At 43.7% G+C, this 6,502-nt stretch carries 8 protein-coding genes and 1 pseudogene; 4 read left to right on the forward strand and 5 right to left on the reverse strand.

The window, feature by feature from the left end; genetic code table 11:
• Positions 1-65: 65 nt before the first annotated feature.
• Positions 66-365 carry a TraX family protein gene (locus J8X26_RS26455; protein WP_244370882.1) on the reverse strand — a complete coding sequence of 100 codons (300 nt, stop codon included), beginning with the start codon at positions 363-365 and terminating at the stop codon, positions 66-68.
• Between the two features lie 60 nt (positions 366-425).
• On the reverse strand, positions 426-1,052 hold the full coding sequence (locus J8X26_RS26460) for a recombinase family protein (RefSeq protein ID WP_208952507.1): 627 nt from the start codon (positions 1,050-1,052) through the stop codon (positions 426-428).
• 153 nt (positions 1,053-1,205) lie between these two features.
• On the opposite strand from J8X26_RS26460, the gene rfaH reads away from it, so the two are divergent.
• Positions 1,206-1,703 carry a transcription/translation regulatory transformer protein RfaH gene (rfaH, locus tag J8X26_RS26465; RefSeq protein WP_208952508.1) on the forward strand — a complete coding sequence of 166 codons (498 nt, stop codon included), beginning with the start codon at positions 1,206-1,208 and terminating at the stop codon, positions 1,701-1,703.
• 109 nt (positions 1,704-1,812) lie between these two features.
• Here rfaH and J8X26_RS26470 read toward each other — a convergent pair whose 3' ends face one another.
• Complete coding sequence (locus tag J8X26_RS26470) at positions 1,813-2,127, reverse strand: HigA family addiction module antitoxin (RefSeq protein ID WP_208952509.1); 315 nt, start codon at positions 2,125-2,127, stop codon at positions 1,813-1,815.
• Complete coding sequence (locus J8X26_RS26475) at positions 2,127-2,405, reverse strand: type II toxin-antitoxin system RelE/ParE family toxin (RefSeq protein ID WP_208952510.1); 279 nt, start codon at positions 2,403-2,405, stop codon at positions 2,127-2,129. Before J8X26_RS26475 ends, J8X26_RS26470 begins: the two co-directional genes overlap by 1 nt.
• A 739-nt stretch (positions 2,406-3,144) precedes the next feature.
• On the opposite strand from J8X26_RS26475, the gene J8X26_RS26480 reads away from it, so the two are divergent.
• The 3 genes from J8X26_RS26480 (at position 3,145) to J8X26_RS26490 (ending at position 5,303) form a co-directional block, all read left to right on the forward strand.
• Positions 3,145-4,119: a replication initiation protein gene (locus J8X26_RS26480; protein WP_208952511.1), complete on the forward strand. Its 975-nt coding sequence runs from the start codon at positions 3,145-3,147 to the stop codon at positions 4,117-4,119.
• A 148-nt stretch (positions 4,120-4,267) separates the two neighbouring features.
• Entirely contained in the window at positions 4,268-5,056 is a 789-nt protein-coding gene (locus tag J8X26_RS26485; RefSeq protein ID WP_208952512.1) for a ParA family protein, read from the forward strand.
• Positions 5,049-5,303 carry a hypothetical protein gene (locus tag J8X26_RS26490; RefSeq protein WP_208952513.1) on the forward strand — a complete coding sequence of 85 codons (255 nt, stop codon included), beginning with the start codon at positions 5,049-5,051 and terminating at the stop codon, positions 5,301-5,303. The genes J8X26_RS26485 and J8X26_RS26490 overlap by 8 nt, the downstream gene beginning before the upstream one ends.
• Positions 5,304-5,537: 234 nt before the next feature.
• On the opposite strand, the pseudogene umuC reads toward J8X26_RS26490, so the two are convergent.
• Positions 5,538-6,488, reverse strand: a pseudogene (umuC, locus tag J8X26_RS26495) (translesion error-prone DNA polymerase V subunit UmuC); the annotation flags it as partial.
• Positions 6,489-6,502 lie beyond the last annotated feature (14 nt).

Raw genomic sequence — 6,502 nt, forward strand, 5'->3', positions numbered from 1 at the left:
TGGATGTACGAAACCGACCGGTTGCGGACATGGCCTAAATGTCGCAAATCGCAGCTTCGCTCCCACTAGGCCAGTTGGCTGCACACGGCGAAGACAAACAAAATGTTCAACGCGTACCAGGGCTGATGGTCATAAAAGGCAAAGGCAAAGAAAGGCTGGGTTATGATCGCCCACTTCCATTGCCGTTTAGCCAGTTCCTGTGCACGGCCTGGCTGTTTTGCCATGTTGAATGCGAAGATAAGCGCGAACAGTGGCATGGCCATTCGGCCCACGGCGTAAAGCAGTGGGCTAGAGGGTGTCAACAGAATGTCATTCACATGGTCGATAAGCATGGCGACCAGGGCCACGCATTTAACCACGTCCATGCTAAACGGGGACATTCTATCAAAATAGCCTGGAACCGCCCTCACCTGCCCTATGAGCATCTACTCAGCCTCTTCACGTAGTTTCTTACAGACCCGGTTAACCGTACTCAGCGACGCGCCGCTGATTCGGGACACGTCGGCCAGGCTCTTTCCGCTCTTTCGTAGCGTCATGATCACCATATGCAAATCTTCGTCAGCCCTGCGTCCGTGAAACTTCCCCTCGGCTTTGGCTTTGTCAATGCCCTCGCGTTGCCTGCGGCGGCGGTCTTCATAGTCTTTACGTGATATCGCGGCAAGCATGTCTAACATCATGCCGTTGATAGCCCGGAGCATCGCCCCCTGAAAATCATTTCCGCTCTTGTCGGTTAACGCCATTTGGCTGGTAGGCAAATCTAAGCTCACGACAGCCAGCTGCTTCGCGTTAATGATTGTTTTAAGCGCGCCCCAGTCATCCTCTGATAAACGGGATAACCGATCGACCTGTTCAATCAGGATAACGTCACCTGTATCTGCGTCATCCAACATCCGCATGAGTTCGGGGCGCTGAAGCGATGCGCCGGACTCATTCTCGATATACCAGGCGGCAACTCGGTGTCCATTGTCCTCCGCGAATGCCTTCATCCGTTTTTGTGCTCTTTTAGCATCCTGACTTTTTGTTGAAGCCCTGAGATATCCGAAAATGTACATAAATGCCCCTTAAAATGTCATTAAGGTTATATCACAATATATAGTGTCATTTAGATAGTTTCTTTAGCTGAATGTAGCTATAATTTGATTGTTCTTTTTGGGTATACATTTAAAAATGTAATTTTATACAGCAATTGATTTAGCGGGGTTATTATGAGCGCAGCATGGTATTTGCTTTATTGCAAAAGTGGTCAGTCCAGTAGAGCGCAGGCACATTTAACAAATCAGAATGTCCATTGCTTTAATCCGGTTATTGAAGGCCAACTACTGGTAAAGGGGAAAATCAAATACGGCGTCGAACAACTCTTCCCAAATTACATGTTCGTGAAATTTGACCCTGAAATCATTCACACGACGACTCTTGCGGCAACAAGAGGTGTAAGTCACTTTGTGCGCTTTGGAAACAAATTGGCCACTTTGGCCGACAATTTTATGAACGAGTTAATGGTACGTATTCCAAATCTTCAAAGTAGTGAGGAATTTGGAATACAAAACGGCGACAAGGTGCTGCTTACCGAGGGGACTTTTGAAGGGCTGGAAGCCATATTTCAGGAAGTAGATGGAGAATCACGTTCTATGCTGCTTTTGAAACTAGTGAACCAAAATGTTCTTCAATCTGTACCAAATAAACATTTCTCTAAAATAAGCTAAGTATCAAACCTCCCCTACCCCAGGCCACTTAAACGGTTACCTAGAATAGGGGAGTAAACGCAAAAATTATTTCTTGCCAAGCATCCAAATTAAGTAAGCTCCCCTTGAATTAATGCTCTGAAGTCACCTCAGGCTTTGTATTATGTTCGCCATACACAACGATTTCGGATGTGTCTATTTGGTTTTCAAGTTTCCGTAGGTCATAAGCGCTTTGGAGGCGTAGCCAGAACTCAGGGGTGCTTCCCAATGCTGCTGCTACTCGAATAGCCAGCGAGGGGGTTAACGCGGTTTTGCCGGACAGAAAACGGGATACTGTTGCAGGTGTTACACCGATGTTCACTGCAAACCGACGACCGCTAACACCCATATCCTCTAAATCTCTGGCGATAATCTCTCCAGGGTGGGAAATCTTATGCTGTCTCATCAGTGATAATCCTCATAATTCAGAATGTAAGCATCACCATTTATGAACTGAAAAGTAATGCGCCAATTAGCCCGAACCGTAATTGACCAGTACCCTTCTCGATCACCTTTCAATGGGTGAAGTTTATAAATCTGACGATTTAATTCGCCAATTTCATTCGCAATATCAATCGCCTGTAAACGGTCATTAATCCTCTCCGCATCCTGAGCCATAACACCGGATGTAATCCCTTTTTCAAACAGTTGTTTCAACCCTTTGTGCTTGAATGATTTTATCATTGTTCGTTCCATGTTACATGGTGCGTAACATCATAGCGCTCTGTTACATGGTGTGCAACACTCTCTTGTAGAAACTTTAGTGTCGTTTGCTCAATTACTATGAACAAATAATCCTATAGGATGAAAAACTCGCAAAATGAGTAATAAGTTAGGCTTCTTATCAAGACCCTTAACAAAGGTGTTTGTTTTATGGAGTGATTTCATAGATTAAAAAAACAAGCAAAGCGCGTTAGCCGTTGTTTTTCTTTTTTCTTTTTCTAAAGAAGATCCTTCTATGTTACATATAAGTTTCCTTTCATTTCTTTTCTTTTTAGTATGGTTATTTTATTTGTAATCAATACCTTATAAAGTTAAACCCCGACAGATTTAGTGTGTTACCCCGACAAATTTAGTGCTTTCCCCCGACAGATTTAATGCCAAACCCTGACAGATTTAATGCTTAACCCCGACAGATTTAATGCTTTATAAAATACATAACCCCGACAGATTTAATGCCAAACCCTGACAGATTTAATGCCAAACCCTGACAGATTTGGTGTGGATAACTTCAATGTTGAGTATCAACTTGGTTCTTAAACCCCGACAGATTTAATGTTCTAGCAAGAATGCCTATTGTGACTGGGGTCTCCTTATGCTCAAAACCCGACAGATTTAATGTCAAACCCCGACAAATAAAATTTGAGTCCTTATTTTAAGTCGGTTAGCATCGGTATGCTTATTTTGAATAGGAATCGAAGTGATGGAGCGAGTCAGTAAAGACAACATCGTTACGCAAGCGAACCAACTGATTGAGGGCGCTTTTGATATCACCTTGATCGAGATGAGATTGCTATACCTTGCATTGACGAAAGTGGATAGCAGAAATCCTCAGCCTGAAGGGGAATATACCTTATACGCCAAGGAATATAAGGACATGTTCTCTTTGGGGGAAAGCAGTTACGAGCAGATTAAAACCGCCGTTAACTCCCTCGCTCGAAAGCCAATCATCACTTATGAATACAACGAAGCCAAGCAGCGTATCAATAAAGTGCAGCGTTTCTGGTTTTCTTCCATTACATACGGCGCCTCTGGGAACTCTAGCGATATCACTCTGCGTTTTTCGGATACCGTTAGGGATTATCTCTATGAGTTAAGGAATGAGTTTACCCAGATGAATCTGGTGGAGATGGTTAAGCTGGAGTCTCCATTTGCTTTCAGGCTTTATTCCTGGTTGTTCAAATTCCGTAAATTGACTAATAGTAAGAACGCGAACGGTGTTATCTCAACAAACCCGTTAACGCTGGATTGGATGAAAGAACGCACAGGCCTGCTAGGAAAGTACCCTGAATTAAATGATTTTCGTCGTCGCGTTCTCGATCCTGCTGTTGACATGATAAACGCTCACACAAAAATCAGTGTTGTTTATGAACTGAAAAAACGTGGTCGTAAGATCGATTCTGTTGTTTTCAATTACATTGACGAGAAAGAGCAGCCGCCAGGCTTTATTTCTCACTCCAAACCTTTACGCCCTCGCCTGCCTAATCGGCCTCATGTGACGAAAGGAAGTGCCGCAGAAGGTGATTGGGCAAGATCCTGTATTGCTACACTACGGGCCTACCAGCAGGCACTGAAGGATTATGACGGTAAGTTATCAATCAATGGTGCTGACCGGAAAAAGGTTATGATCTGGCATGAGGTCATCGGGGTTAAACCAGATATTGAATTTTGGCAGTGAAGGACTAAATGCGTTGCTAAGAACTATGGTGATACGAAGGGGATTGGCGTTTAAGCTCTCAATATGTATATACATTTGAATATACATATTGACATCTACAATTGCTTACCCTAATGTGTATATACATTTGCGTATACATGGTGATGAAATGAAAAAGCCTTATATTTTTTCTTTCGCTAATAGTAAAGGTGGTGTTGGAAAGACAACGAGTTGTATCGCAGTTGGATGCTGTTTAGCTGAGCTGGGATATAAAACGTTGGTCATCGATCTCGACCACCAAGGGAACATGAGTGATGACCTCGGCCGAGGAGAAGAAGATTATACAATTACAGATCTCTTCGAAGACCCTAAGTTTGATATCAATAAAATCGTCTATCCTGCTCTCGATGGCGAAGAACCTATTTCAAATCTATCTATTATCCCAGCGGATATAACTCTCGCTGTAGAAGCTCGTAGCGCAGAGCGTTTTAGACATCGCCTCACCATACTCGATGACGGCATAAAACGTTTAAGCGAATCCTATGACTTCATCTTGATTGACCTACGACCTGCGATCGACTTAAGCATCGAAAACGCATTGCTCATAACAGATTTGATTGTTGTTCCTGTCGATATGGACCGCCGAGCAGTTAAAGGTATCGATGACTTATTCCAGGTTGTTCGTGAAATCAGACGCAGTGAGAACTTTGTATATACACTTGTAAAGACAAAAGTAAACAAAGCTCATTCTAAGATGCAAAAATCTATCAACGGGCACATTGAAGAAGCTGGTTACAAGGTCGCAGCGACTGAGATCCGCGTAAGTGAATTGTTTAAACAGGCTACGGAACAGCATCGACCTTCTCCATTATTTGCTGCAAATGAAAGGCCCCGAGAAGATTACATGCAACTCACGAAAGAGTTAATTGAGTTGGTGAAGGTTCATTCAAATGAGTAGAAGCGATCGCGTCACTAAGGGTGTTACAAGAGTTGTTGAGAAAAGAAACATTACAACAGGTAGGCAGATGAACCTCAGACTAACAGGTCTTGATGATGATGCTTTATCTATTCTTGTAGAAAAAATTCAAGAAATAGTGCCACAAAAAAACATATCTCGTTCGCGAGTTCTCCGGGCTGTCGGATATCTATGTGACGACGAATATTTTCTAAAAACTCTAGCTGAATCAGTTGTAAATAACACTTAATGTATATACATTTATATATACATTAAGGCGATAGATGTATTTTCTTGTATATTCAAAAGTATATACAAAATTTGTTTTAGTAGGCACTAAAAACTATAACGGTGTTTTCGAATATCACTAAGATTGCACCAAGGTTTGCAGTGCCTTATGTCTTTACCAATCAAATATAGATATAGCGAACAGGTATGCAGCCAGTTCAATTTATATGTATTTACAAATGTATATACACTGAGCTTATGAAATTTTTGCTTTCGGTAAATCTGCCCATTTCGTCGTATATGCAGGTGAAAGCATCTCACGCTTCATCTGCCAGGATTGCTCAATGCCTTGTCCTGCAAACCATACCTTTCCCAAACTTCCCTGGTTAATTTTATCAACGACCTTCATCAGTGCTTCGCTGCCTGGGCGAGGGGCGTGATCATCGAAAAGTGATAACTGGGCTACGCGGGTAGGGGAGAAGTCATTGAGCATTATCCCTGCCTTGGCATAACGAAAACCCGGTTGCCAGATGCGGTCGACGACGCTCTGAGCGGCAGCGATAATATCGCGCGTATCCTGAGTGGCTGTGACCAGCAGCTGCGAACCTGAAAGGCTTGCTTGCGGATCATTGGCAAAAGGTGATGTTCGCATAAAGACCGAAATATGCCGGCAGAACTGCTTTTCCAACCGCAGCTTTTCAGCTGCACGCGTTGCATATTGGCATACAGCCTGACGCATAGCCTGTTCGTCGGTTACGCGTTGGCTAAAACTCCGGCTGCAGATGATTTGCTGTTTGGTCGGGACATTTTCCTCAAGGGAAATACACTTCTCGCCGCGCAGCTCCCGGACCGTTCGCTCGAGAACAACGTGGAAGTTTTTCCTGATAAAGCGAATATCAGAGTCGGCCAGCTCTAAAGCAGTCTTGATCCCCATAAGGTTCAGCCGTTTCCCGATCCTTCTGCCCACACCCCATATCTCCTCCACGGGCTGCAAAGACAGCAGTTTACGAATCCTCGCGTCATCTGTAAGAGCAACCACGCCCTTTGTTGCCGGGTAGGCCTTGCTTGCCCACTGGCAACTTTTAGCTAAAGTCTTGGTTTTCGATATGCCAACGCCTACTGTCAGGCCAGTGTGCTTTTTTACCTTATCTGTAGTGACGCGCAATGATGATCGGCCGGACGCGCAATAAATGCACTTTCCCAAACCACATTACGTGAGAA

It is taken from the genome of Rahnella sp. ChDrAdgB13, from assembly GCF_017655185.1.
GTDB lineage: Bacteria > Pseudomonadota > Gammaproteobacteria > Enterobacterales > Enterobacteriaceae > Rahnella > Rahnella contaminans.